The organism is Bradyrhizobium sp. Leo114 (assembly GCF_055229415.2).
Genome location: NZ_JBUYEN020000020.1, coordinates 45,536 through 68,457, shown reverse-complemented (window position 1 = coordinate 68,457; position 22,922 = coordinate 45,536). Strand labels below are relative to the sequence as shown.

The following is a 22,922-nucleotide window of genomic DNA, read 5'->3' as shown; positions in this document are numbered from 1 at the left end:
ACCCTTGTGTTACTCGGAAACCTGACCGCAGCGAGCGCCGAGATCTCCGACAACATCGTGTCGCATCGGTCTCATCCTTGCTGGATGCAATCGGAACTAGGCGCTCTGTTCCAGCCCCCCGGCGTTGCCGACCAGTTCGACCGCTTGAGCCCTCAAGTCTCGCTTGAGGACCTTGCCGAGCGAATTCCGCGGTAGCGCATCGACGATGAAGACGTATTTGGGCTTTTTGTATCCGGCGACCAGATTGCGAACGTGTTCGACAATCGACGACGGAGTCGGACCCGTCCCCTCGCATCGTTCGATGAATGCCGCGACGGCTTCGCCGAAGATGGCATCGGGTACCCCGACGACAGCCGCATCCGACACGTCCGGATTCTGGAGCAGAGCCTGCTCGACCTCTTTGGTATAGATGTTGAACCCTCCGCTCAACACCATGTCCTTCTTGCGGTCGACGATGTAGAGGTAGCCGTCCTCATCCGCCTTCGCGACGTCGCCGGTGTGGATCCAGCCGTCCTTGATGGTTTTCGCCGTATCTTCGGGGCGGTTGTAGTAGCCCCGCATGACCGAATATCTCCCAGGTTCGCCTACGCGGACGAGCAGCTCGCCGGGCTCGCCGGTCTTGACCTCGATGCCGGCGTCGTCGACGATGCGGACCTCGACGCCAGGCGTGGGGCGACCGATCGAAGCGGCATGGTCGAATTGCTCCTCATGGGACAGGGAGGTCACACCACCGACCTCCGTCATCGCGAAGAACGACACGAGACGAACCTGCGGGAGCAACGCGAGGAACTGGCGTTTCAGCTCGACAGGGAATGCCTCGCCCGTGACGACAATGCGCCTGAGGGACGCGCAGCGACCGGGATCGTGCTTTATCTCCGGAAGCAGCATCCTGCATACGGTCGGGACCATACCGACCACGCTAACTTTCTCCCTGGCAATCGTGTCCACCGCCTCGCGAGAATCGAACTTCTTCATCACCACGAGGGTGCCGCCAAGCGTCAGCGAATTGGCAAGCCGGGCGAAACCGGTTCGATGGGCAAGCGGAGTTGTAACCAGATAGACGTCGTCGCTCGATATTCTCCATTCGATCGCATTGACGAAACAATGCTGAACGACGACGTTCGAATGCGTGATGATCGCACCTTTTGGTGTGCCCGTTGTACCAGAGGTGTACATGATGATCGCATCATCGCAGCCGATCGGGAGGGATGGCGCCGGTGTCGGTTCCGACTTCCGCAGTTCGGCATACTCGACGGCACCTACGCAATTCGTTCCCGTCGTTATCCGGACGGCATCCGGATTCGCCTGCAATACTTTGTTTATCGCAGCGCCGTCGCCTTCGAACACGATGGCGGCGGGCCTGCTGTCGGAACATATATGCAGAAGTTCGTTCGACGTGAGACGGGTCGTTACGGGGACAACGATTGCGCCCAGCGAGAATGCGGCGAAGAAGAGCTCGACGACCTCCACACCGTTGGATAGAAATACGACGATACGGTCGCCTGGACCGATACCGTTCTCCCTGAGCCCGTTTGCGACGCTGCGGATTCTCCGATCGAGCTCGCGGTAGCTGAGCCTTTCCGATCCGCAGACCAATGCGACCTTGCTCGCATGACGCACCGCCTGCGCACGGAGGATGGTTTCCAGGCGCATGTCCGCTCCTTAAACGACGTCGAAGGCCGGGTATCGAACGTCGTCGGAAATCCGATCCCAAGCGACTTCGACGCGCTGACCGATGGCGACTGTATTGGGATCCCTGTTCAGGATGTTGCCGAGGATCCGTACGCCCTCGTCGAGCTCAACCGTCGCGACGGAAAGAGGAAGGCGCCCCTCCAGACCGGGACCGGGCACGCGAATGACGGTGCACGCGTAGATCGTACCCTTGCCCGACACTTCACGCCATTCGAGATTCCGGCTGCCCGTGAAAATGCTCACCGGGCGCGGATAGTGCTGAAACCGCCCGGTGTCCTTGCAATACTGCAGCATCAGCTTGCCGGCCTTCGCCCCCTCCCAGAAGGGCTTGGTATCAACGTAGATCGACGGTTTCGGGACGGGACGTCCGGTCTTTTCGTCAGCCATCTTCATGCCTCCAGAATCATCGCGGCGCTGGTACCCCAGTTGCGCGCGTAGGGAATTACGCCGATACCCGTCACGAGTGCGTTCTTCGGATCCGGTACTTGCCGACCCTCGCCTTCGCCGAACATTTGACGTACCGCTTCGGCCAGGTTGAGGCCGCCGCTGGCCAATCCCGGCTGCCCCGCGGAGATTTGGCCTCCGCCGGTGTTAAGAGGCAGGGTCCCCTTGTGGGAAAGATCGGTGTCGAGGGTGAACTCGCTGCCCTGCCCTCGTTTGCAGAAGCCGAAATCCTCGAACTTCATCATGACCGCGATCGTGAAATCGTCGTAGGGCTGGAACATCCGGATGTCTTTCGGAGCGAGCCCCGATTGTCCGTACACGATCGGCGCGATCTTCGAGAACCCTGTCTCTGTTATATCCGCGAGCGGATCGCTTCCGTTGAAGTTCGTCACCTCGGCATATGCTGTCGGATAGACCATCTTCGTGATTCCGAGCTCCCGCGCCTTCTTCTCGGTCGTCACGAGGAAGGCGTTCGCGCCATCGCAGAACATGACGCAATCGAGGAGGCGAAGCGGATCCGCGATGACGCGCGACTTCTCGTAGTCGGCCATCGTGATCGGTGTCTTGAACTTCGTGTACGCGTTGTCGTTATGCAGCGCGTGCTCGCGTTGCGTGATGGCGATCTTTCCCAGTGCCTCGGGCTTGATCCCGAACTGATGGTTGTATCGGCTCATGAGAAGCCCGAACGTCGCAGGAGGACCTTGAACGCCGGGCGGGTCCTGAAATTCGGAACGATAAGCTCCGTAGTTCGCCCGCCAGGCGGTGCTCGGCGCGTCCGCCGACAGGACGACGGCCACCTCGCAGTACCCATCGCGAATGGCCGATGCGGCGCGAGCCACGCCGCCGGTAGCGGAACACCCTCCGGTCCCTCCGTAGTTGAGCCACGTCGGCGTGATGCCGAGGGCTTCGGTCATGTAGACGGCGAAGAACGGATTGGGACATTCGCTTAGCGGAGTTGTCACTGAGAGGCCGTCGATCGCGTCCTTCGGAATGCCGGTAGCCGCAAGCAATTTTGCCAGCGCCTCACCTCCTAGATCGAATGCGCTTCGACCGCTCTTGAAGTCGATTGCGGTCTCGGAATAGCCGGCGATTACGATATCACGCTTCTTTCCTGACATGGTCACTCTCCGCGGAATTCGGGGGACCGCTTCTCCCGGAAGGCCTTCAGGCCTTCGTCGCGATCCTTTGTGAAATACAGAAGAAAGGATGCGTCGCCCTCGGCGTCGAAGCCGTCGGCAAGCGACATGTCCGCACCGCGGTCAATAACGGCCTTCGTCATCATGACCGGAATAGGCGCGTTCTCGCTGATGTTCTTGGCGATCTCCCTGGCCTTGTCGAGCGCCTTGCCCTGATCGGTTACATGGCTGACGATCCGATATCGCTCGGCCTCTGCCGCGGAGATCCGTCGACCGGTCCACATCAACTCCTTCGCGAGAGGCTTTCCGATCAGTCGGGGTAGGGTTTGGGTGCCGCCGCCGCCTGGCATCATCCCGAGCTTGATCTCCGGCAGGCCGAATTTCGCGCTTGCGCCCGCGACGATGATGTCTCCGACCAGGGCCAGCTCGAGACCTCCTCCCAAAGCGAATCCCTCGATTGCGGTGATCAGAGGCTTGGTGAAGCCGCCGATATCCTTGAACAGTCGGTTCACCTTCCGCGCTCGCTTCCGAAAACGGTAGAAGTCGAAATAGCCGTTCTCCGTGATCTGGAATTCGCTGGTGTCGATGCCGGTGCAGAAGGCCTTGTCACTGCCGAGAAGGATAACTGCCCTCACGTCCCTCTGGTGCTCGACTTCATTGAGAATTCCGAGGATTTCCTCAGCGGTCTGCTCGCGAAGTGAGTTCAGCTTTTCCGGTCGGTTGATCGTGATTTCGACCCAGCCCTTTTCCCGGTTCAGGATCACGTCCTGGTAGCTCATTCTTGGTCTCCGATGGTTCAATGGTCGGTTGATCGTTCCGCGCCCATCGCGGACGCTATCTGAGCGTGCAGATCGGCTATCGCGCGTGGGCTCGACCTGGCCTCATCGTCTATGCGCACCTCTAGAGCCACTCTGGCGGGTGGGCTGAGCACGAGCGCGCGATCGGCCATCTCGAGTGCATCATCGATCCTGTGCGTGATGAGTAGACAGGTCTTCCGAAATTCCCTTGCAATCTGCAGGAAGTCGCCGCGAAGGGTTTTGGAGGTAACGTGATCGAGCTGACTGAAGGACTCGTCCAGGAATATGATCTCAGGATCTATCGCGAGCGCTCTGGCAAGCGATACGCGCTGGCGCATGCCGCCGGAAAGCTCGTGAACATACTTGTTGTCCGCCCCGTCCAGACGCACTCGTCCCAGCCATTCCCGCGCGCTTCTTCTGGCTTCATTCTTGGGTCTTCCCAGGATAAGCAATCCTAGTTCGACGTTTTCCAGAGCCGTGCGCCAGGGCAAGAGACGGTCGGTTTGAAAGCTGACGGAAAGACGCCCTTTCAGCGCCTTGAAGGATGCGTAGGGATCGAACCCCGCCACTCTGATCTGTCCTTTGTTCGGACAGGTCGTTCCCATGATGAGATTCAACACCGTGCTCTTTCCTGCGCCTGTCTGCCCAAGAAGAACGACGATTTCTCCTCGCCTGACGTTCAGAGACAGGTTGTCGACGGCGAGGTAGCTTCCGAAAGTCTTTGACACTTCGCGCAGTTCGATGATGTTTTCTTCGGTCATCTTACGGTCGCCTCCGCGCGCCACTTCAGGAATAGCTTTTCCAAGCCATTCACGAATGCCTGCAGCGCCACATTGAGGATTACGAGGAAGAAGGTCCACGCCAGGACCTGGTCGATCCGAAACGTCGATTGAGCAAGATTCATCCGCGCGCCTATGCCGATCGCCGATGCTACGAGCTCCGCGAATATCACCATTCGTATCGCGTATCCGATGACGGATTTGGTCGTCAGGAAAACGTAGGCAACGATGTGCGGCAGAATGAGATAGCGGAGCACCTGCCACCGCGAGGGCCGAAAGCTCTCGATCATATCGACGAGCTCCTTGGGTAGCGCTCGCACCCCTTCGTAGACGTTGAGTGCATAGAATGGCAGCAAGATAACCAGCAGGATGAAGAATATTCGTGCCTCTGGGTTCTTGAACCAGAACACGGCGATCAACATCCAGGAAAGCGCGGGAATGCCGGTATCGATGACGACAACAGCTTTGAGATAGGCCCGCAAATGAGTGAACATTCCCATCGCAAGTCCGATGAGAACGCCTACCGTCATTGCGATCGTAACCGAAATAGCGAGGCGGACGAGTGTTACCGCCACATGGTATGGGTCGGTGAAGAACAGTTCGCGCGCGGCATTCCAGACGGCGACCGGCGAAGGCATTATGTAGTCCGGAACGAAACGGCTGGTTACTTCCATTGCCGCAAGAAGCAGGACGACCACGACGACGGTTGCGACGATATCCCGTCGACTTTCGGCGTTGGGCCAAGCCCCGGCAAAACCGGCAAGCGGCTTGGCGATCTTGGCTGCATCTCCAGATTGAATTCGCGATTGCCCGGCGGCGGCTGAGATAGACATCTGCTTTTCCGGCATGTGCGTCAAACGGCGAAGAAGTTTTCGTCGATCGGCTTGCTCAACAGGCCGTTGCTGGCGAGAAAATCGCTTGCGATCATGACGGCCGACCTGGAAAGCTCGTCGCTCATGGGGCGATAGCCGAACTCCAGTCGGCGAGAACTCATCGCCTCCTTCAGGACATCGATCTGAATTCCGGTTTTGCTGCCGAAGAGATCGGCCGCCTTCGTCGTGTCGGCGTTGATTCCCGCGAGGCAGTCCTCGAACATCTTGCTGATCTTCGCAGCTATCCCGGGATTGGCGTCAGCCAGTTCTTTCCGGATCGCGACCCCGAAGTAAGGTAGTTCAATGCCCCCGGATATTTTCTTGTACACATCGCCGGCCTTCAGGAGCACGCGCAAGTCGGGCTTCCTTATCAGGCCGGTCGTGATGTTGGGCTCCCATGATATGGCGGCATCGGCACGATCGGCCATAAGTAACGATACGGACGCGGCCGGATTGTCGACGTTCTGAATCGTCGCGTCCTTTTCCATATCGAAGCCGAACGCCACCTTGATCAATGCTCTCACGATTCGGTAGGTGCCTGTCGACTGTAACGCCGCGATCGTCCTGCCCTTCAGTTTGGAGACGTCCTCGACGCCGCCCTTCGGCGCGAGCATTGCGATCATGTTCGCATCGGTGATCGAACAGACGTACTTGAGAGGGACGCCCGCCTGATAACGGGCAGCGAAGGTGTCCCAGCTTCCGATGCAGATGTCGTAATTTCCCGCAGTGAAGTCGTTGTAGTAGGTCGAAACGGCCGTATACGGCGACGGATCGGGGAGAATGATTCCGTTCTTGCGCCCGAGATGATTGGCGAGAATGTATTGGACGGGCAGCACCGTAAATCCGGGTTGCAGCGATGCCCAGCGGACATTGATGTCCGAGGCGGCGAGCGCATTGCGGATAATCGCCGGTGCGGAAACCGAGGCCACCGACAACGCGAGCAGCTTCCGCCTGGTCAACTGGATCATTCGTTCCTCCCCCGTACCGCGCTCGCGTTCATTCTTTTCCGGCCTCGACGCCGAGGGGCGTGAGGAGAAAAGTCCGCAATTCCGCTGTTGAAAGAAGCCTAAACTTGCCAAAGTCGGAACGATAGCGCATTTTCGCCTCCCCTTCGTTCCATAAATGGGACAAGTAGAGCGAGCCCGGAGGTCGGCGTGGCAAGAAAATTGGATCTGAACGCGCTGCTTCTGTTTTTTGAGGTCGTCAATGCAAGGAGCATTAGCGGCGCGTCGAAGAAGTTGGACATCCCCAAATCCACCATCAGCCGCAAGCTGATGTTCCTGGAGGACCAACTGAGCGCCGTGCTCTTCAAGAAAGGCGGCCGCAAACTTTCCCTGACCGACATCGGACAAGCCCTGTACGAGCACTGCGAACGTATCGCCGCCGAGATCGACGAGGCAGGACTGGGTACTGCCCGGATGCAAACGGAATTGCGTGGAATGCTGCGCGTCAGCATGCCTGTAGACTTTGGAACGGGATGGCTAAGCAGCGCGATTGCCGCATTCGCCGTAAACTATCCCGACATACATCTGGCTATCGATACGAACAGCCGCTGGGTTGATGTTTCGGTCGAATCTTACGACGTCGCCGTGCAATTGGGGACGTTGCCGGAAGCCCACGGGGGCGTGCGCCATCTCGCGAGCATAACTCGAGGCGTATATGCCAGCCCGGCATTCCTCGAACGTAGGGGCGTACCATCGAGTGTCGACGACTTCGAACATTTCGACTGCGTCGTTACCGAGCATCAACGCGCCGAAGGGGTCTGGACTTTCCGGAGCAGCCTCGGCGTCAAGGTGATCGACGTCGTGGGACGCATATCGGTAAATCACATCGGCGTTGCGCGAGAACTCGTAATCGGCGGCGTGGGACTGGGTATTCTGCCGAACATCATGTGTCAGAACGACATAAGAGCGAAGAGACTCGTGCGAGTTCTTACCGATTGGGAGAGCCCGTCGCTGCAAGTTAGCGCGACCTTCCTGGGGAAGCGAAAGGAATCCAGACGATTACGGGCTTTCCTGGATTTCATGGAAACCAAGCTCAAGATCGAGGGTGATTCCGTTTCGTCCAGAACCGGCACGCTCTAAGTCGGCGACGACGGTAATGCCAGGAGTGGACACGGATCCGATCACCGCGCGATCACTCCGCAATTCTGGTACACATGCTTGATCTCGATGAGTGCCGGTCAATGGCCTCGGAACGAAGCGCGTACGTCGAGAAGCCGCAATCTTTATCGGATTTCCTGCATCGGCAAGAATGGCGATCCCGGGAAGACTCGAACTTCCGACCTACGGTTTAGGAAACCGCCGCTCTATCCGGCTGAGCTACGGGACCGCGAACCCCTCTCTCGGAGTTTCGGCACCTCATAGCAGACTGAAAGGCCGATCGCCAGACTCCGCAGCGGTCGGCGCCGCTCGCGGATGATCCGCGTGAGACAGGGTTCCGGCGCGCTGTCGGCGCCTGGTCGAAGGGCTGCTTCCGCGAATAGGCGCACGCCAGATGTGAACAACAAGTTAACCGGCTGACAAGCCTTGCTTGAGCCAGATCAAGGTCATCGGCCGCAAATCACGTGAAAATCCAGAGCGGCCGCTTTCGGCCGTCCCACCTCACTCCTCCCCATCCGGAGCACTCTGTGAACAGCGCCGGCAGCCTTGCCACCCGTCTCGCCTTCCATCGCATCGACCAGAAGACCACTGCGCTGTTGCGCGAGGCGCGCAGCCTCGTCATCGATGCGCTGCCCGGGATCCTTGACCGCTTCTACGATCACGTCAGTCGCTTCGCAGAGATCGCGCGATTCTTCCGCAGCCGCGAGCACATGATGCATGCCAAGCAGATGCAGATGAAGCACTGGTCCATCATCCTGGAGGGGCGCTTTGACGCCGACTACGAAGCATCCGTGACGCGGATCGGCGAGATTCACAACAAGCTCGGGCTCGAGCCGGGTTGGTACATCGGCGGCTACAATGCGCTGTTGTCGGATCTCGTGAGCGAGGTCGCGATCCGCATGCCGACGCGCATGCTGAGTCGCGGCTCGGCGGCGAGGCAGGCCGCGATGCAGCGCGCGATCGTCAACGCGGCGCTGCTCGACATGGATATTGCGCTCGCCGTCTACACCGAGGCCGAACGCCGCGACCGGCGCCAGACGCTGGACCGACTGGCGACGGATTTCGAGAGCGCGATCGGCGGTGTCGTCGACATCGTCGCCTCCGCATCCACCGAGTTGCAGGCGTCGGCGCAATCGCTGCAAGGCGCGACCGATCGCACCTCGGCGAAGTCCGGCCTGGTTACGGTCGCTTCGCGCGAGGCGACCACGAATGTCAACGCAGTCGCCGCCGCGGCTGAGCAACTCACCGGTTCGATCCGCGAGATCGGCGAACGCGTCACCGATTCGGCCCGGATCGCGACGGAGGCGACCGCGGCAATCAATGCCGCCGGCGACAAGATGCAGAAACTCTCGGCCGCCGCGCAGCAGATCGGCACCATCGTCGGTCTCATCACCGACATTGCCGGCCAGACCAACCTGCTCGCGCTCAACGCCACCATCGAGGCGGCGCGTGCCGGCGACGCCGGGCGCGGCTTTGCCGTGGTCGCGCAGGAGGTCAAGTCGCTTGCCGAGCAGACCACCAAGGCGACCGCCGACATCGCCGCGCAGATCGGCGACATGCAGCAATCGACCACGGCGTCGACCAGCGCCATCGGTGATATCGTCGGCGTGATCCGCTCGATGGGCGAAGTGTCGAGCGCAATCGCCTCCGCCGTCGAGCAGCAGGACGCCGCCACCAGCGAGATCTCGCGCAACATCCAGCAGGCGGCGGTCGGTACCAGGGACGTGTCTGAGAACATCGCGGATGTCATGCATGCCGCCAAGGAGAGCGGCGGCAGCGCATCGAACGTGCTTGATGCGGCGGGCGAATTGTCGCGGCAATCGGAGCTGCTGCGCAATGAAGTGTCAAAATTCCTCGCGACCGTGAAGGCCGCCTGAGAACGTTGCGAGCTGACGCCGCTGTGATTCCGCATCCTGGCCGGGCAAAGGCGGTGGCGGCCGGGCGGGGTAAGCGGCTTCCTCGTCGCGGTCGTGCGGGTTCCATCCGGAGCCAAGCCCGCTACGTAAATCGAGGCGTCAGCCTCGCCTGCGACGAACGCCACCAGCTTGCATGCTGTCCTTCGCCTTGAAATTCCTAGAAAATTTTAGTCGAAGCCAGACGTGACCAGATGCGCTATGAGACCTCGCCCACACCCTGTGGACGCACGGTTCCACCGTGACAAGCGCCATCAAAATGACGACAATCCGCCCAACTCTCTCGCCCGTCCGAATCCGGCTGGGAATGCCTCTGTGATCGCCTCGCGTTTGCTAATGCTCAGTGTTGCCGCCGCCGGTGCAGCCGTGCTTGCGCCCGCGCGCGTCGACGCGCAATGGTGGCGCGGCACGCCGAGGGATTTCGAGGAATGCGCCGACGTCGCCGAGAAGGCGAAGACCAAGGAAGACAAGACCTCGCAGCTTGGCGACTGCAACGCGAAATTCGCCGGCCGCCGCAAGCCCGGCGGCGGCTACACTTATTATGACTTCCTGCAGGACCGCTCATTCGACATCTCCGGCCCCAACCCGACGCCGGAGGAGCAGAAGAAGATCGACCAGGAATATGCCCGCTATCTGGAAAAGCAGCGCCGCGAGAGCATGACCGCGGCGCTCGCCTTGAAGCAGCAGCAGGAAGCGCAAGTGCAATTGCCGCCAATGCAACCGCCCCCGCAGCCGGACGTCCAGAAGGTGACATTGCGGACCGAGACGGTGCGGGTGCCGGTGCCGGTGGCAAGCCCGGTCAAGCGGGCCGAGCGCATCAGAGCCGCCAAATGCGCCAAGGACTCGTTTTCCTGCGACTGGCCGCGGGTCTCCGCGAGCTGGAACGAGTTCAAGAAGATTTTCGCCCCGCAGCCGCCGGCGCCGCCCGCCAAGGCGAAGCAGCGGAGCTGACCCTTTCGGAATCGCAGCCCGGGTGAAGCGCAGCGTAACCCGGGGCCGCCCCCTAAGGCAAAGATCCCGGGTTGCGCTTCGCTCCACCGGGCTACGAGGTGCCTTAGCGCAGATGCGTGCGCTTGGCGCGGTGCGGCACGACCCGCTTGGGCGCAGGCGCAATCGGATCCAAGGCCGGCGCCCGCGATGCCGCGCGGCTCTCCTGCAATCGTGCGTCATAGCCCGGTGAGGGGACGACCGTCGGCGGCGCGGCATGGGACGCCGCGACTGAACCCAGAGTCAGAGTCACAACCGACCACACTGCGGTGGCGATCCGTCTCATCGATCCTCCTCCATCATGTCCCCATTGGAATTCGTGCGGGGCCGGCGCCTTTTCAAGGCATCAGCCTCGGATTTGCTCGACCGTCAACCCGGGCGAGCCCTTGCCCGCCGCCTCGGCCTGCTTGACCAGTTCGACGATACGCCGCGACAGCGGCGCCTTCAGGCCGCGCCGGTCGGCGATATCTGTGATGACGCCCTGTAGATAATCGATCTCGGTGCGTCGGCCGCGCCTCAGATCTTCCCACATTGAGGAGCGCGCCTGCGGATCGATCTTCATGGTACGCCCGAGCAGCGCCTCGAAGATCGCATCCGGCAGCCGCAACAGCGGCGGTATTAGCCCAGCCGGAATCGGCGTCGGCGACACCGGTCTAATGCCTTCCGCCTTGATCGCCGCGAGCCCCTCCGCCATCTGGTCGGCGAACAGCTTTCGCAAGTTGCGCTGTGCGAGCTGCCGCCGCAGCGGGATGTCGGACAGCGCATTCAGCGCGTTGTTGAGATTGACGATCAGCTTGCCCCACTGCACGCCGTCGATATTGTCCGTCGCGCGCATCGCAAGGCCCGGCACCGATAATTGCTGCGCCGTGCCCGCCGCGTCCCGTTCGACGACGATTGCGCCCGATGTCGAGCGGTGAAACCTGCCCTCGCCGAGACCGACCACGTTGAACGGCACCATCCCGCCCAGCACCTTTCGACCGGGTAGGCGCTGGCGCAACAGGCCGACATTGCCGACGCCGTTCTGCAGGCTGACGATGACTGCATCGTCAGGCGCGTGCCTCGCGATGAGGTCAGCCATATCAGCGGTATCCGCGCTCTTGACCGTGACCAGCACCGTGCCGGCGTCGGCAAAAATGGAGGGATCGTCGGACAGCGTGATCTCGTTCGCAGCAAGCCTTTGCTCTGACCCGTCGAAGCCGGTCAGCAGCAGCCCGTTACCCCTGATTTCATCGACCACGCGCGGCCGCGCCAACAGCGCCACTTTGCGGCCGCTGGCCGCCAGCATGCCGCCGACAAAACAGCCGATGCTGCCGGCGCCGGCGATCCCGATCGGTCGATCCAAAGCATTCATCCGCCGTTCAACCCCACGACCATAATCGATAGCAGAGTTGGTATTTTGTGCCTACCGAACCGGAGCCGCAGCCTGCGGCCGTGCCTTGTAACCGTCATGGGCGGCCGTTATGTTTTCGGCGCGGGGCAGATACGCGGGAGAAGACGATGGGTTTACTCGACGTACTCAACGGCATGCAGAATGGCCCGCGCGGGCCCAGCACGCCGAGCGCCGAATCCGACAAGGGCGGCATGTCGCCCATGACCATGGCCATCCTGGCACTGCTGGCCTGGAAGGCGGTCAGGCATTTCACCAATCAGCCCGGCGAGGCCCCACGGCAGGCGCCGGCGCCAACGCCAACTCAGACACCCGCTCCTCCGCCCGGCAACGTCGTCGCAGCAAACGTGCCCGGCGGTGCGGCGGGCGGCGGATTGAGCGATCTGCTCAAGGGCGGCCTTGGCGGACTGCTCGCCGGTGGTGCTGCCGGCACCATCCTGAGCGGCGGGCTCGGCGATCTCCTGAAACAGCTGCAGGATAACGGCCTCGGCGACCAGGCCAATTCCTGGGTCAGCAACGGCCCGAACAAGCAGGTCGCGCCGGGCGATCTCGCCAACGCGCTGGGTGCCGACCAGATCGACCAGATCTCCGCGCAAAGCGGCCTATCGCGCGACGACCTGCTCAGTGGCTTGAGCCAGTTTTTGCCTGACGCGGTCAATCACCTGACGCCGGACGGGCGACTGCCGAGCGACGAGGAAATGTCGCGGCGGGTTTGATTGCGGCCGCGGACAAAGGCTGATTTCTCGTTTCAGGAAAGGACGACCGCCATGAGCGGCATTCTTTGGATCATCATCGTCGGCTTCATCGCAGGCCTCATCGCGCGCTTCCTCTCACCCGGACCGAACAACCCGAGCGGGTTCATCCTGACGACGGTGCTCGGGATCGCCGGCGCGTTTCTCGCGACCTGGGTCGGACAGGCCATCGGCCATTACAGCCCCGATCAAGGCGCAGGCTTCATCACCGCCACCATCGGCGCGGTGGTGGTGCTGTTCATCTGGAACCGGCTGGTGGCGAGCGGCGTCATTCCCGATCCCGGCAGGCGGTAGCGCGCTTTGCTCTCGCTCCGTCATGCCCGGGCTTGTCCCGGGCATCCACGTTCTTCGTATCCGCGGCCAAGATCGTGGATGGCCGGGACCCGGCTACGCCAAGGCTTCGCCGGGCACTCCAGCGTCGGTCCGGCGAAGCGATAGCGAAGACGGGCAAGCCCGGCCATGACATAGAGGATGGGCCTACGAAATCAGATGCATTCCCGCATCCATGCGCACACATTCGCCGGTCATGTTGCTCGAGGCCGGCGTCGCCAGGAAGCAGACGAGCTGCGCGATATCTTGCGCCGTTGACGCCACCTTCAGCGGCACCCTCGCCACGACAGCATCGCGCACCTGCTTGGCGCCGGCTTCGCCGCGGCCCTTGGTGAACCAAGGCGTATCGATATAGCCGGGACAGACCGTGTTGACGCGAATGAGCGGCGCGAGCGCACGCGACAGCGACAACGTCATGGTGTTGAGCGCGCCCTTGCTGGCGGCATAGGCGATCGAGGAGCCGACGCCGGAGATGCCGGCAACCGATGAGACATTCACCACCGCCGAGGCGCGCCCCGACGCGTTCGCCGCGGCTTCAAGCAGCGGGCGGGTCGCGCGCACCATCTGGAACGGCCCGATCGTGTTCACCGCGTAGATACGATGGAAATCTTCCGCCGAGAGCCCGTCGAGATTGTCGTGCGCGACATGCTTGGTGGTGCCGGCATTGTTGATCAGTGCATCCAGCCTGCCCCAGGATGCCGCCGCTGCGGCGATCTTCCGACAATCCTCGTCGCGCGACACGTCGCCCTGCACCACCACGACCTCGGCGCCGGCGCTGCGGCAAAGATCGGCGGTCTCTTCGGCTTCGTTCTTGCTGTTGGAATAGTTGACGACGACGCGTCCACCGCTCTTGGCCAGGATCTGCGCGGTCGCGGCCCCGAGGCCGGACGCAGAGCCCGTTACGATCGCATACAAACCATCCTTCGACATTCGCACTCCACTCCCTCTTTAGCTTTTGCGCTCAAAACGTTGCGGCGCTGGCATACCATATCGCATGGCCAAGGCGACAAGCCAGAACTCCGTTGCGTGGAATTTCTCCTTCCGCACCATGGCTCGCATGCCGCGGCCGCAGGCGGCCCTGCGGACAGCGCTTGTCAGGGCTATGGCTTTTCCCCATCATAAAGCGCAAGAACGAAATGCACTTGGCGCGACCGTTTGGCGCGTCCGAGACGTGCCAAATTCCATAGCTTGAGGAACGCCGTGGCGGAGAGTGAGAATATCGTCGTCGAGACCGCAGAGAAAATCTTTGCCGATCTCGCCGACGCCCAGACCATCAACAGTGACACGACGGGAAGCTGGAAAGCGCCGCTGTGGCAGGCGCTGAGCGAGGCCGGCCTGCCGCTCGCCTGGGTGCCGGACGATCTCGGCGGTTCCGGCGCGAGTCTGGCCGAAGGCTTTGGCGTGCTCAACGCCGCCGGCCGGTTTGCGATCGCGGTGCCGCTCGCCGAGACCATGCTGGCGGGCTGGCTGCTCGCGCAGGCGAAGATCACTTCCCCCGACGGCGAGATGACGGTGGTCCCCGCAAGCCCGAAGGACCGCATCACGCTCAATGCCGATGGCAGCCTGTCCGGCCGCGCCCGCGGCGTGCCCTTTGCCAAAGCGGCAAAGCATTTTGCCGTGCTGGCGCATGGCAACAATGGCGGCATCTCGATCGCGTTGGTCGAAGCCGACAAAGCCCGGATCGAGTCCGGGATCAATGTCGGCTACGACAATTCGGACACCGTGACGCTAGACAAGGTCGAGCCAATCACGATCAAGCCGGCGCCGAAGGGCTTTGACCAGACCACGCTGATGCTGATGGGCGGCGTGGTCCGCAGCCTCCAGATCGCGGGCGCGCTGGAATCGATGCTCGACATTTCCGTGCGCTACTCCAACGAACGTGTCGCCTTTGAGAAGAAGATCTCGAAATTCCAAGCGGTGCAGCACAATCTCGCACGCCTCGCCGGCGAATCCGCCGCCGCGCTTGCGGCCGCGACCTCTGCCGCCGACGCCGTTGCGAATGCGACCTCTTTCGACGACGCAGTGTACCTCGAAGCAGCGTCCGCCAAGATCCGCTGCGCGGAGGCGGCCGAGAAAGGCGGCGCCATCGCGCACCAGGTGCACGGCGCGATCGGCTTCACCATGGAGCATATCCTGCATCGCTATTCGCTGCGTGCGCTGGCCTGGCGCGACGACTTCGGCTCGGAAAGCCATTGGGCGGTTGAGCTCGGCAAGCGTGTCGCCGCCAGAGGCGCCGACGAATTGTGGCCGCTGGTGGCCTCGCGCTGATTTACGGAAAGAGCCATGACTGCAGCCCTACGTTTCGATCCGATCCGTCTGCCGCCCGAATGCGAGCAATTACGCAAAGAGGTGCGCGCCTTCCTTGCCGAGGAGATCGCCGCCGGCACCTTTGATCCGAACAAGCCCAACCGCGAAGATACCGACGCGCCGGAATTCTCGCGCCGGGTCGGCGCCAAGGGCTGGCTCGGCATGACTTGGCCGAAGAAATATGGCGGCCAGGAGCGCTCGTTCCTTGAACGTTATGTGGTCACCGAGGAGATGCGGGTCGCCAACGCGCCGACGCGACGCTTCTTCGTCGCCGACCGCCAGAGCGGGCCGGTCCTCTTGAAGTACGCGCCCGAGCATATCAAGATGGACATCCTGCCGCGCATCTGCCGCGGCGAACTCTGTTTTGCGATCGGCATGAGCGAGCCGAATTCCGGCTCGGATTTGTTCGCGGCGAAGACGCGCGCGACCAAGACCGACGGCGGCTACCTCATCAACGGCAGCAAGATCTGGACCTCCTCGGCGCATATCGCCGACTACATGATCGCGATCTTCCGCACTTCGCCGCCGACGAAAGAAAACCGTCGCCATGGCCTGACCCAGTTCCTGGTCAAGATGAAACAGCCGGGCATTGAGGTGAATCCGATTGGCCAGATCACGGGGCAATTCGAGTTCAACGAAGTCGTCTTCACCGACTATTTCGTGCCCGACGATCACGTGCTGGGTGAGATCGATGGCGCCTGGAAGCAGGCGACGTCAGAGCTCGCCTATGAGCGCAGTGGCCCCGAGCGCTTCCTTGAGACCTATTACGTGCTGACCGAGCTGGTGCGCGCCGTCGGCGACAAGCCTGATACGCGCAGCGCCGAAGGCATCGGCCGTCTGGTGGCGCAGCTTCACACCATGCGCCGCATGTCGGTCTCGGTCGCCGGCATGCTGCAGGCCGGCAAGGAGCCGGTCGTGGAGGCCTCCATCGTCAAGGACATCGGCACGGTATGGGAGCAGCAATTGCCGCATCGCGTGCGCGACCTCGCCGCCTTCGTCGAGGAGACCGCCTCCAACCGCGAGACGCTGGAGAAGCAGCTCGAATTCGCGCTTCGGACGGCGCCGAAACTGACGATCCAGGGCGGCACCACGGAAGTGCTCCGCGGCATCATCGCCCGCGGGCTTGGGTTACGCTAATTTTTGTAGGGAACGCTCATGAGCAAATATACCGATATCGGCGTCGAGAAGCAGGGCCACGTCGGCCTGATCGAAATCCGCAGACCGCCGCTGAACTTCTTCGACGTCGCGCTGATCAACCAGATCGCGGACGCGCTGGAGGAATTCGACCGCGACATCGAGATCCGCGCAAGCGTGCTGGCTGCGCAAGGCAAGGCGTTCTGCGCCGGCGCCAATTTCAACGATCCGGCGCGGCAGGAGCAGGAAGAGCGCGCAGCCTCCGATCCGGCCGCCAATCTGCCGATCAACCATCTCTATGTGCAGGCGGTGCGCATCTTCCGCAACAAGAAGCCGATCGTCGCCGCTGTCCATGGCGCCGCCATCGGCGGCGGACTTGGCCTTGCCGTCTCCGCGGATTTCCGCGTCACTTGCCCCGAGGCGCGCTTCTCGGCAAACTTCACCAAGCTCGGCTTCCATCCCGGCTTCGGATTGACATTCACGCTGCCCGAACTGATCGGCAAGAACAACGCGGAATTGATGTTCTACACCAGCCGCCGCGTCACCGGCGAGGAGGCCTATCGCTGGGGACTCGCCAACGTGCTGGTGCCGCAAGATCAGGTGCGCGCCGAGGCGCTGAAGCTCGCGCAGGAGATCGCCGAGTGCTCCCCGCTCGGCCTCATCTCCACCCGCGCCACCATGCGCAGCGACTTCGCCGACCGCGTGCTCGCCGCCACCAACCATGAGCTGATCGAGCAGACCAGGCTGCGCGCCACCGAAGATTTCAAGGAAGGCGTGAAAGCCTCCGCCGAGCGCCGCGTCGCCAATTTCAAGGGGCGATAACGCCGTTCTCGATCGTCATGGCCGGGCTTGTCCCGGCCATCCACGCGCATCCCCTCGCGCGGAGCCGAAGAACGTGGATGCCCGGGACAAGCCCGGGCATGACGGTGAAGCGCGTGGCTCAGGCGGCGAGCCGGAACGTGACGCCACCCAACGAGAACTCGTCGCCGGTCACCGCAAGTCCCTTTTTCCTTGCAGCATCGCGCACCCTCGCCGCGTCCGCCACCTTGAACGTCAGCGCGCTCATGATCTCGCTTTCGCCGTTGACGAAGCGGAAGGTGCAATTCGGCAATCGTAGCTCGGTCCCGCTGACCGGCACCTCAAGGATCCGCCCCCAATGCGCCGCGAGCACTTGCGGCTCCGGGCTCTGCATCTCGACTTCGGTCAGCGCCTGCGTCACATCCTTTCGGATGTGCTTCTGCCACTCCGGCCCGGCCGGCGGATAAGGCCCCAGGACATCGTCGCTGCCATCGGTGTGGTTGAACTCGATGAAGGCGGCGCAGCAGTCGCGCGGGTGGAGTTGCACGCCGTGATAGGGCGCGTGCGTGATCACATTCGCGGTGCGCACGCCGATGGCGTTGGCATGCGCGCCGCGCGCGTCGGGATCATCACAGCAGAAGATCGCCATATAGCCGCCGCGGCCGCTGGTCTTCTCAATGAAGCGGCCTGCCGCCGTGCCCGGTTTAAACGGTGCCACCACTTCGAGCAGGATGGTGTCAACCGGCAGCAGCGCGTTCTCCAGGCCATATTTCGCGACATTGCCGTCGCGATAGCAGACGCTCAGGCCCATGATATCGGCGATAGCTGAAATCACGGGCTCGAGTTCTGGCGCCACCAGACAAATCTGGCGCAGCCTGAGGTAGCCGGCCATCCCTACTCGCCCTTGAAGACGGGCTTGCGCTTCTCGACGAACGCCTTGGCCGCTTCCTTGTGGTCGGCTGTCTCGCCGCAGCGGGTGTGATGGATGGCTTCGCCGTCGAAGCAATCCTCGAGCGACAGATGCTCTGCATTGTTGATGTTGCGCTTGATGAAGCCGAGCGCGATCGACGGTCCCTGTGCCAGCGACATCGCAAGCTCGCGCGCGGCGGCGTCAATCTGCGCATCCGGCACCACCTTGGTCACGACGCCAAGCGCATGCGCCTCCTGCGCGGTGAGGACCGGCGAGGTCAGATACAGCTCGCGCGCCTTCGCGCTGCCGAGGAGTTGGGTCAGGAAATAGGTCCCGCCATAGTCGCCGGAGAAGCCGACCTTGGCGAAGGCGGTCGTGATCTTGCAGGACTCGCTCGCCACCCGCAGGTCGCAGGACAGCGCGATCGAGAGCCCGGCGCCGGCTGCAGCGCCGTCGAGCTGCGCCACCACCGGCTTTGCCATCTGGTGCAGGATCCGCGAGACCTCCATGCCGCGACGTAAGTTGGTAAGTTTGGCCTCGAACGGCAGCGGCGCCCGCCCTTCCGCCATCGACTTCACGTCGCCGCCGACGCAGAAGGTGCCGCCGGCCCCCTTGATCAGCACCGCGCGCACCTCGTGATCCTCGGCCGCCCGCCGCGCCGCCTCCACCAGGCCGCGCGTCATGTCCGGGTTCAGCGCATTGCGCCGCTCCGGACGGTTCATGGTGATGGTGAGCAGGCCGTTGTCGAGGCTTTGCAGGACGATGCTGTTTTCAGTCATGGGTTTGGCTTTCTTGGTTGTTGTTAGTTAGATCCATCCACCGTCATTGCGAGCGGAGCGAAGCAATCCATCTCGCCGCTTGCGGAGCCATGGATTGCTTCGTCGCTATCGCCCTCGCAATGACGGCCACGCTTCGCGTCACTTCTTCACCAGCGGGCAGCGCGAATTTTCCAGCGGCTGGAACGCCTCGTTGCCGGAAACGGTCGCGAGCAGCTTGTAGTCGTCCCAGCGTCCCTTGGACTCGGACGGCTTCTTCACCTCGAACAGATACATGTCGTGCACCATGCGGCCGTCCTCGCGGATCCTGCCGTTCTTGGCGAACATGTCGTTGATCGGGGTCTCCTTCATCACCTTCATCACAGCCGCGGCATCCGTGGTGCCCGCGGCCTTCACCGCCTTCAGGTAATGCGTGACGGACGAATAGACGCCGGCCTGCGCCGAGGTCGGCACGCGCTTGGTGCGCTCCATGAAGCGCTTGGTGAATGCGCGGGTATCGTCGTTCAGGTCCCAGTAGAAGGCTTCGGCGAGCAACAGCCCCTGCGCGGTGTCGAGGCCGACACCGTCGATGTCGGTGACGAAGGCGAGCAACGGGGAGAGTTTCTGACCGCTCTTGGTCAGACCGAATTCGGCCGCCTGCTTGATCGCGTTGATGGTGTCGCCGCCGGCATTGGCAAGCCCGATCACCTTCGCCTTCGAGGCCTGCGCCTGCAGCAGGAAGGACGAGAAGTCCGACGTATTCAGCGGATGGCGCACACTGCCCAGCACCTTGCCGCCCGTCTTGACCACGACATTGGTGGTGTCGTTCTCGAGATCCTGCCCGAAGGCGTAGTCGGCGGTCAGGAAGAACCAGGTGTCGAGGCCGGATTTGACCGCCGCGAGACCCGTCACATTGGCCTGCGCGAAGGTGTCGAACACATAGTGCACGGTATAGGGGCCGCAGGCCTCGTTGGAGAGGCGGATCGATCCGGGGCCGTTGAAGATGATGATCTTGCCCCGCGCCTTGGCGATCTCGCCCGCGGCGAGCGCGGTGGCGGAAGCCGCGACGTCGAAGATCATCTCAACGCCCTGGTTGTCGAGCATATCGCGCGCGATGTTCGCGGCGAGGTCGGCCTTGTTGAGATGATCGCCGACCACGACCTCGACCTTGCGGCCCAAGACCTCACCGCCGAAATCCTCGACCGCCATCTTGGCGGCGGTTTCGCTGCCGGGGCCTGTGATGTCGGCGTAGAGGCTCGACATGTCGAGGATGCCGCCGATCCTGAGCGGCGGCGGTTTGCTCTGCGCCAGCGCCGCAGTGGCCGAGACCGCCAGCATGCAGGCGAATGCGCCCGACAGAATCCGTTTCATGAAGTCCTCCCGGTTCGTCAGCCACATTGACTGCGGTCTACCATTTTGCGGCGCGATCATGCCGCATGAGATTGGTGGCAGCAAGCCGCGGCAATGCATGAATCCGCCCCTGGTTTTCCGTTAAGCGGAATGGTCTTCGGGGGCGTCAGCTCGATACAATATCTCGGCGTCGATCGAAGTTTGCGGTCGGACCAAACACCGCTTTGATCACGGGTCGCGCCCCGAGCACCGACTTGCAATTGAGGCCGCAGGCGCGTCCGGACATGCGGCAATCAAAAGCGCGTGCCTCGCTGCTGATTTCGATTGCCTCCCGGTGGCCGCCATTTTCTCGCCTAGTTCCCACGCCCCTAGCTCACGACAAACATTAACGAATCCCTGACTCCGTGTTGCTCGCGAGACACGCCGCCTCAGTAAAGCCACGCAGCGCGTACCGCTTTTGTTGCGGTTGCGAGGGGGCTGGGGGTACGGTCGTCGCCAATATTCGGTAGCCCTTCGAGGAGGAGCCATGAACGCATATCGCGGCCACACCGGACTGGTCGGCCGGCACTTGTTTCCGCGGCTGCGCGCCGTCGCGACCGCGCTGTTGCTGCTGCTTCCGATCGTCGCAAGCCCGGCGCAGGCTGCGCCGGAATCGGCGGCCGCTCGCGCCTCCACTGCCCACGTCTTTCTGCTCCGCGGGGTCCTGAACATCTTCTCGCTGGGACTGGACGAGATCGCCGCGAAACTAGAGGCGCAGGGCATGCGCGTGACGATCAGCAATTACGTGTTCTGGTCATCGCTCGCCAACGAGGCCGCGGCCGAATACCGCAGCGGCAAGATCAAGACCGTTATCCTGGTCGGTCACTCCTCGGGCGCGACCTCCCTGCCGGATATGGTCGCGAGGCTGGACCAGCTCGGCGTTCCCGTGAAGCTTGCCATCGGGCTCGACTCGGTGTTCCACACCAGCCTTTCGGGACGGGTCGGACGATACATCAATTTCTACGTCGCCAACGGCGCCGGCACTCCGGTCGAAAGAGCCAGGGGATTCCAGGGTACGCTTGACAACGTCAATGTCCAGAGCGTGCCGGGCGTCGGGCACCTGACGATCGAAAAGAGCCAGATCATGCAGCAGAAGGTGATCAGCGAGATCGACGCTGTCGTCTTCGGCCGGCCAAGCCCGGCATCGCCGACGAAGCGGCGGCAGCCGAGTGAGGCAAGCGCCGCCGTACCACCACGGGCGGCCGCCAGCGCGGCTGCGGTCCGTAACTGATCCCGGGCCTATCGAATTGCGGCGCGCAGGTTGCGCCGCAATTCTTGCCAATTCCTGCGCGATGGTTCATCTCAAACGCGGGCAAGTGGCCAGCCGGCAATCGGGCGCCGGCGTATCTGCGCGCCGAAACCACAGGCGGAAGGCGCATGATCAATCCGAAACCGCTAATGGCCATTGTGTTTCGGGCAATGCTTGTCGCCTGCATCTGGCCGGCCGGTTGCCATTTCGCGCTCGCGGCTCCGGCCGCAAAGCAGGCCAATACCGCTGCCACGGTGGCCGCATTGCCGCCCCCTGCCGCCGAACAACCCGCTCCGACGCCACGGGTGCGCGCCTATCTGTTTCGCGGCGCCATGGGCCCGATTTTTTCGCGCGGCATGGATCAACTGACCAGCCGCCTCCAGGAGGTCGGCGTCGAGGCCGACGTTAACGAGTTTACCATCTGCCGGCTCATCGCCGCCAAGGCGATCCGCGAATACAAAAAGGATCCTCTTCCGATCGTCCTGATCGGGCACTCGATGGGCGGACTTTGCTCCGTGATATTCGCCGAAGTCCTTCAGGAGGAGAACATCCCGGTCAGCCTGATCGTCGCCATCGATCCGGCGCACGCAACGGGGAAAGTGCCGCTCAATGTCGAGCGCTTCATCAATATCTTCATGTCCGACAGCGTGTTGGGGGGCGGCGATGTCGTCGCCGAGTCGGGCTATCAAGGCCACTATGCAAGCTTCGACCTGAAGGACCACAAGGAAGTCACCCACATCAACATCGACAAGATGGATACCATCCACGACCAGTTGGTGAACGCGGTCGTGCAACTCGGGACGACACCGATGCAGATCAAAGGCGAGACTGCACCGCTGCGCTACGTCGTTCCGCAAGATGCGCCGCTCGAGCTGTGGGACAGCGGCATTCCGCAATACGCCCGCGCAGGCGACACCTTGCAGGGTCTGGCCACAGTGAACCACGTCCCGCTGTGGTCACTCATCCAGGCCAATCAGCTCTCCGATAATGCCCCACTGACCGCCGGCCAGCGCGTCGTCATCCCGCGCCACCTGATGCCAGTCTCGCAGCAGCCCGCAACAACGGCGACGGCCGCGGAGCCGGCAAAGCGACCGGCAAGTCCCACTCCCCGCCCTTCGCGGGGCCAGGCTTCGGGCGAGAAGTCGTCTCCGCGACCACGGTGATAGATGTCTGCACGTAGCCCGGGTGG

General features: G+C 62.5%; 23 protein-coding genes and 1 tRNA gene. 10 read left to right on the top strand and 14 right to left on the bottom strand.

Annotation, left to right across the window (positions count from 1 at the left end):
- Nucleotides 1-96 precede the first annotated feature (96 nt).
- Genes ACZIRK_RS24050 through ACZIRK_RS24020 form a run of 7 tightly spaced genes read right to left on the bottom strand, consistent with a single transcriptional unit; the run spans nucleotide 97 to nucleotide 6,688 of the window.
- A complete protein-coding gene (locus ACZIRK_RS24050) occupies nucleotides 97-1,653 on the bottom strand; it encodes a class I adenylate-forming enzyme family protein (protein ID WP_463328214.1) in 1,557 nt (518 codons plus the stop codon).
- Nucleotides 1,654-1,662: 9 nt separating this feature from the next.
- Complete coding sequence (locus ACZIRK_RS24045; protein WP_130225963.1) at nucleotides 1,663-2,079, bottom strand: Zn-ribbon domain-containing OB-fold protein; 417 nt, start codon at nucleotides 2,077-2,079, stop codon at nucleotides 1,663-1,665.
- Between the two features lie 2 nt (nucleotides 2,080-2,081).
- Nucleotides 2,082-3,254, bottom strand: a complete 1,173-nt coding sequence (locus tag ACZIRK_RS24040; RefSeq protein ID WP_130225964.1) for a thiolase family protein — start codon at nucleotides 3,252-3,254, stop codon at nucleotides 2,082-2,084.
- Between the two features lie 2 nt (nucleotides 3,255-3,256).
- Nucleotides 3,257-4,051: an enoyl-CoA hydratase/isomerase family protein gene (locus ACZIRK_RS24035; RefSeq protein ID WP_463328213.1), complete on the bottom strand. Its 795-nt coding sequence runs from the start codon at nucleotides 4,049-4,051 to the stop codon at nucleotides 3,257-3,259.
- Nucleotides 4,052-4,068: 17 nt separating this feature from the next.
- Entirely contained in the window at nucleotides 4,069-4,830 is a 762-nt protein-coding gene (locus tag ACZIRK_RS24030) for an ABC transporter ATP-binding protein (protein WP_130225966.1), read from the bottom strand.
- Complete coding sequence (locus tag ACZIRK_RS24025) at nucleotides 4,827-5,696, bottom strand: ABC transporter permease (RefSeq protein WP_245287296.1); 870 nt, start codon at nucleotides 5,694-5,696, stop codon at nucleotides 4,827-4,829. Before ACZIRK_RS24025 ends, ACZIRK_RS24030 begins: the two co-directional genes overlap by 4 nt.
- Before the next feature lie 5 nt (nucleotides 5,697-5,701).
- Nucleotides 5,702-6,688: an ABC transporter substrate-binding protein gene (locus tag ACZIRK_RS24020; RefSeq protein ID WP_130225967.1), complete on the bottom strand. Its 987-nt coding sequence runs from the start codon at nucleotides 6,686-6,688 to the stop codon at nucleotides 5,702-5,704.
- Between the two features lie 186 nt (nucleotides 6,689-6,874).
- Between ACZIRK_RS24020 and ACZIRK_RS24015 the strand changes: the two genes are divergently transcribed.
- Nucleotides 6,875-7,804 (top strand): LysR family transcriptional regulator, encoded by a 930-nt coding sequence (locus ACZIRK_RS24015; protein ID WP_028164288.1) that lies wholly within the window; start codon nucleotides 6,875-6,877, stop codon nucleotides 7,802-7,804.
- Nucleotides 7,805-7,974: 170 nt separating this feature from the next.
- On the opposite strand, the gene ACZIRK_RS24010 is transcribed toward ACZIRK_RS24015, so the two are convergent.
- Nucleotides 7,975-8,051: transfer RNA gene (locus ACZIRK_RS24010), tRNA-Arg, on the bottom strand.
- 298 nt (nucleotides 8,052-8,349) lie between these two features.
- Here ACZIRK_RS24010 and ACZIRK_RS24005 point away from each other — a divergent pair.
- Complete coding sequence (locus tag ACZIRK_RS24005; RefSeq protein ID WP_463328211.1) at nucleotides 8,350-9,699, top strand: protoglobin domain-containing protein; 1,350 nt, start codon at nucleotides 8,350-8,352, stop codon at nucleotides 9,697-9,699.
- A 372-nt stretch (nucleotides 9,700-10,071) separates the two neighbouring features.
- Entirely contained in the window at nucleotides 10,072-10,686 is a 615-nt protein-coding gene (locus ACZIRK_RS24000; protein ID WP_130225997.1) for a hypothetical protein, read from the top strand.
- Nucleotides 10,687-10,789: 103 nt separating this feature from the next.
- Here ACZIRK_RS24000 and ACZIRK_RS23995 read toward each other — a convergent pair whose 3' ends face one another.
- Both ACZIRK_RS23995 and ACZIRK_RS23990 read right to left on the bottom strand, forming a co-directional pair.
- Complete coding sequence (locus ACZIRK_RS23995; protein WP_028164285.1) at nucleotides 10,790-11,008, bottom strand: hypothetical protein; 219 nt, start codon at nucleotides 11,006-11,008, stop codon at nucleotides 10,790-10,792.
- A gap of 60 nt (nucleotides 11,009-11,068) precedes the next feature.
- Nucleotides 11,069-12,073, bottom strand: coding sequence for a 2-dehydropantoate 2-reductase (locus tag ACZIRK_RS23990; protein ID WP_130225969.1), 1,005 nt, complete (start codon nucleotides 12,071-12,073; stop codon nucleotides 11,069-11,071).
- A gap of 146 nt (nucleotides 12,074-12,219) precedes the next feature.
- Here ACZIRK_RS23990 and ACZIRK_RS23985 point away from each other — a divergent pair, with 146 nt between their 5' ends.
- Together ACZIRK_RS23985 and ACZIRK_RS23980 are read left to right on the top strand one after the other, a co-directional pair.
- A complete protein-coding gene (locus ACZIRK_RS23985) occupies nucleotides 12,220-12,825 on the top strand; it encodes a YidB family protein (protein ID WP_130225970.1) in 606 nt (201 codons plus the stop codon).
- A 51-nt stretch (nucleotides 12,826-12,876) separates the two neighbouring features.
- Nucleotides 12,877-13,155, top strand: a complete 279-nt coding sequence (locus ACZIRK_RS23980; protein WP_028164282.1) for a GlsB/YeaQ/YmgE family stress response membrane protein — start codon at nucleotides 12,877-12,879, stop codon at nucleotides 13,153-13,155.
- A 183-nt stretch (nucleotides 13,156-13,338) separates the two neighbouring features.
- Here ACZIRK_RS23980 and ACZIRK_RS23975 read toward each other — a convergent pair whose 3' ends face one another.
- On the bottom strand, nucleotides 13,339-14,121 hold the full coding sequence (locus ACZIRK_RS23975) for an SDR family NAD(P)-dependent oxidoreductase (RefSeq protein ID WP_130225971.1): 783 nt from the start codon (nucleotides 14,119-14,121) through the stop codon (nucleotides 13,339-13,341).
- A gap of 270 nt (nucleotides 14,122-14,391) precedes the next feature.
- On the opposite strand from ACZIRK_RS23975, the gene ACZIRK_RS23970 reads away from it, so the two are divergent.
- The 3 genes from ACZIRK_RS23970 to ACZIRK_RS23960 are packed head-to-tail and all read left to right on the top strand — an operon-like array spanning nucleotide 14,392 to nucleotide 17,454.
- The gene (locus ACZIRK_RS23970) at nucleotides 14,392-15,459 is read left to right on the top strand and encodes an acyl-CoA dehydrogenase family protein (protein WP_130225972.1); all 1,068 of its coding nucleotides are present in this window, start codon (nucleotides 14,392-14,394) and stop codon (nucleotides 15,457-15,459) included.
- 15 nt (nucleotides 15,460-15,474) lie between these two features.
- Nucleotides 15,475-16,635, top strand: a complete 1,161-nt coding sequence (locus ACZIRK_RS23965) for an acyl-CoA dehydrogenase family protein (RefSeq protein WP_028164279.1) — start codon at nucleotides 15,475-15,477, stop codon at nucleotides 16,633-16,635.
- 18 nt (nucleotides 16,636-16,653) lie between these two features.
- On the top strand, nucleotides 16,654-17,454 hold the full coding sequence (locus ACZIRK_RS23960; protein WP_130225973.1) for an enoyl-CoA hydratase/isomerase family protein: 801 nt from the start codon (nucleotides 16,654-16,656) through the stop codon (nucleotides 17,452-17,454).
- A gap of 118 nt (nucleotides 17,455-17,572) precedes the next feature.
- On the opposite strand, the gene ACZIRK_RS23955 is transcribed toward ACZIRK_RS23960, so the two are convergent.
- From ACZIRK_RS23955 to ACZIRK_RS23945, 3 genes are all read right to left on the bottom strand, one after another.
- Nucleotides 17,573-18,322 carry a VOC family protein gene (locus ACZIRK_RS23955; RefSeq protein WP_130225974.1) on the bottom strand — a complete coding sequence of 250 codons (750 nt, stop codon included), beginning with the start codon at nucleotides 18,320-18,322 and terminating at the stop codon, nucleotides 17,573-17,575.
- 2 nt (nucleotides 18,323-18,324) lie between these two features.
- On the bottom strand, nucleotides 18,325-19,119 hold the full coding sequence (locus ACZIRK_RS23950) for an enoyl-CoA hydratase (protein ID WP_028164276.1): 795 nt from the start codon (nucleotides 19,117-19,119) through the stop codon (nucleotides 18,325-18,327).
- Nucleotides 19,120-19,257: 138 nt separating this feature from the next.
- Complete coding sequence (locus ACZIRK_RS23945) at nucleotides 19,258-20,466, bottom strand: ABC transporter substrate-binding protein (RefSeq protein ID WP_130225975.1); 1,209 nt, start codon at nucleotides 20,464-20,466, stop codon at nucleotides 19,258-19,260.
- A 505-nt stretch (nucleotides 20,467-20,971) separates the two neighbouring features.
- Here ACZIRK_RS23945 and ACZIRK_RS23940 point away from each other — a divergent pair.
- Nucleotides 20,972-21,715: a hypothetical protein gene (locus ACZIRK_RS23940; protein ID WP_207231025.1), complete on the top strand. Its 744-nt coding sequence runs from the start codon at nucleotides 20,972-20,974 to the stop codon at nucleotides 21,713-21,715.
- A gap of 323 nt (nucleotides 21,716-22,038) precedes the next feature.
- Entirely contained in the window at nucleotides 22,039-22,896 is an 858-nt protein-coding gene (locus ACZIRK_RS23935; protein WP_349645076.1) for a LysM domain-containing protein, read from the top strand.
- Nucleotides 22,897-22,922 lie beyond the last annotated feature (26 nt).

Bases quoted from the DNA above. Each gene is read 5' to 3' on its own strand.
- ACZIRK_RS24050 (WP_463328214.1), bottom strand. From the start codon at position 1,653: ATGCGCCTGGAAACCATCCTCCGTGCGCAGGCGGTGCGTCATGCGAGC.
- ACZIRK_RS24045 (WP_130225963.1), bottom strand. From the start codon at position 2,079: ATGGCTGACGAAAAGACCGGACGTCCCGTCCCGAAACCGTCGATCTAC.
- ACZIRK_RS24040 (WP_130225964.1), bottom strand. From the start codon at position 3,254: ATGTCAGGAAAGAAGCGTGATATCGTAATCGCCGGCTATTCCGAGACC.
- ACZIRK_RS24035 (WP_463328213.1), bottom strand. From the start codon at position 4,051: ATGAGCTACCAGGACGTGATCCTGAACCGGGAAAAGGGCTGGGTCGAA.
- ACZIRK_RS24030 (WP_130225966.1), bottom strand. From the start codon at position 4,830: ATGACCGAAGAAAACATCATCGAACTGCGCGAAGTGTCAAAGACTTTC.
- ACZIRK_RS24025 (WP_245287296.1), bottom strand. From the start codon at position 5,696: ATGCCGGAAAAGCAGATGTCTATCTCAGCCGCCGCCGGGCAATCGCGA.
- ACZIRK_RS24020 (WP_130225967.1), bottom strand. From the start codon at position 6,688: ATGATCCAGTTGACCAGGCGGAAGCTGCTCGCGTTGTCGGTGGCCTCG.
- ACZIRK_RS24000 (WP_130225997.1), top strand. From the start codon at position 10,072: ATGCTCAGTGTTGCCGCCGCCGGTGCAGCCGTGCTTGCGCCCGCGCGC.
- ACZIRK_RS23995 (WP_028164285.1), bottom strand. From the start codon at position 11,008: ATGAGACGGATCGCCACCGCAGTGTGGTCGGTTGTGACTCTGACTCTG.
- ACZIRK_RS23990 (WP_130225969.1), bottom strand. From the start codon at position 12,073: ATGAATGCTTTGGATCGACCGATCGGGATCGCCGGCGCCGGCAGCATC.
- ACZIRK_RS23985 (WP_130225970.1), top strand. From the start codon at position 12,220: ATGGGTTTACTCGACGTACTCAACGGCATGCAGAATGGCCCGCGCGGG.
- ACZIRK_RS23980 (WP_028164282.1), top strand. From the start codon at position 12,877: ATGAGCGGCATTCTTTGGATCATCATCGTCGGCTTCATCGCAGGCCTC.
- ACZIRK_RS23975 (WP_130225971.1), bottom strand. From the start codon at position 14,121: ATGTCGAAGGATGGTTTGTATGCGATCGTAACGGGCTCTGCGTCCGGC.
- ACZIRK_RS23965 (WP_028164279.1), top strand. From the start codon at position 15,475: ATGACTGCAGCCCTACGTTTCGATCCGATCCGTCTGCCGCCCGAATGC.
- ACZIRK_RS23960 (WP_130225973.1), top strand. From the start codon at position 16,654: ATGAGCAAATATACCGATATCGGCGTCGAGAAGCAGGGCCACGTCGGC.
- ACZIRK_RS23955 (WP_130225974.1), bottom strand. From the start codon at position 18,322: ATGGCCGGCTACCTCAGGCTGCGCCAGATTTGTCTGGTGGCGCCAGAA.
- ACZIRK_RS23950 (WP_028164276.1), bottom strand. From the start codon at position 19,119: ATGACTGAAAACAGCATCGTCCTGCAAAGCCTCGACAACGGCCTGCTC.
- ACZIRK_RS23945 (WP_130225975.1), bottom strand. From the start codon at position 20,466: ATGAAACGGATTCTGTCGGGCGCATTCGCCTGCATGCTGGCGGTCTCG.
- ACZIRK_RS23940 (WP_207231025.1), top strand. From the start codon at position 20,972: ATGAACGCATATCGCGGCCACACCGGACTGGTCGGCCGGCACTTGTTT.